This window comes from Lentzea sp. NPDC003310, from assembly GCF_040610935.1.
Classification (GTDB): Bacteria; Actinomycetota; Actinomycetes; order Mycobacteriales; family Pseudonocardiaceae; genus Lentzea.
In genome coordinates this window covers 1-1,090 of sequence record NZ_JBEXNC010000070.1, presented here as the reverse complement: position 1 = coordinate 1,090, position 1,090 = coordinate 1, and the positions used below count along the sequence as shown (strand labels likewise).

At 72.1% G+C, this 1,090-nt stretch carries 1 protein-coding gene; it reads right to left on the bottom strand.

Annotation, left to right across the window (positions count from 1 at the left end; all coding sequences use genetic code 11):
• Positions 1-1,090 (bottom strand): AMP-binding protein (locus ABZX02_RS43995; protein ID WP_355307978.1); only part of this gene is annotated, 1,090 nt, incomplete at both ends.

The following is a 1,090-nucleotide window of genomic DNA, read 5'->3' as shown; positions in this document are numbered from 1 at the left end:
AACAGCTCCAGCACATTGCGATGGCTGACGCCGACGCCCTTGGGCAGGCCGGTGGAGCCGGAGGTGTAGATGACGTAGGCGAGGTGGTCTGGCCGCAGCGGCGCGCGCCGTTCGGCGGGACGCAGCGGCGCGGTCGAATACCCCAGCTGCGCGTCGAGCAGCACGACCGGAAGGTCGGCGGGCACCAGCCCACGCTCGGCCGAGGTCGTCAGCAGCACAGTGGGTTTCGCGTCGGCGAGCACGTATTCGAGTCGCTGCGCGGGATAGCCGGAATCGATCGGCAGGTACCCCGCGCCGGCGAGCAGTACCGCCAGCAGGGCGACCGGCAACTCCTCGGTGCGCGGAACCGCCACGGCCACCAGGGTTTCCGGGCCGGCGCCGTTGGCGATCAGCGCGCGGGCCAGCGCCGAGGCGCGGCCGAGCAGGTCGGCGAAGGTCAGCGAATACCCACCCGCCCAGACCGCGATCGCGTCCGGGCGCTGCTGGGCCTGCATGCAGATCAGGTCGGCCAGGGTCACCTCGGGCACCGCGATGCCGGGCGAATCCCCTTCGCGCAGCACGAGTTCGCGCTCACCGGGGGCGAGCACGTCGATATCGCCCACCGGCACCGACGGATCGGCGACCACCGCGGCGAGCACCCGCGACCAGCGGTCGGCGAAATCGGCGACGGTGGCGTGATCGAACAGATCGGTGGCGTAGACGAACGCGGCGGTCAGGCCCTGCGGCGCGCCGTCGGCGCCGATCCGCTCGGCCAGTTCCACCTGGAGATCGAACTTCGCCAGCGGCACCGCGAAGTCGGCCGCCGAGACGGCGAGGCCGGGCAGCGCCAGATCGGAGCGGGCCAGGTTCTGGAAGGTCAGCATCACCTGGAACAGCGGGTGCCGCGCGGTCGAGCGCACCGGCTCCAGCAGTTCCACCAGCCGCTCGAACGGCACGTCGGCGTGGCCGAAGGCCGCCAGGTCGTCGGCCCTGACCTCGCTGAGCAGCGCGCCGAAGCTCGCCGCCGGGTCGACCTGGGTGCGCAGCACCAGGGTGTTGACGAACATGCCGATCAGCTCGTCGAGCGCCTGCTCGCCACGACCGGCGACCG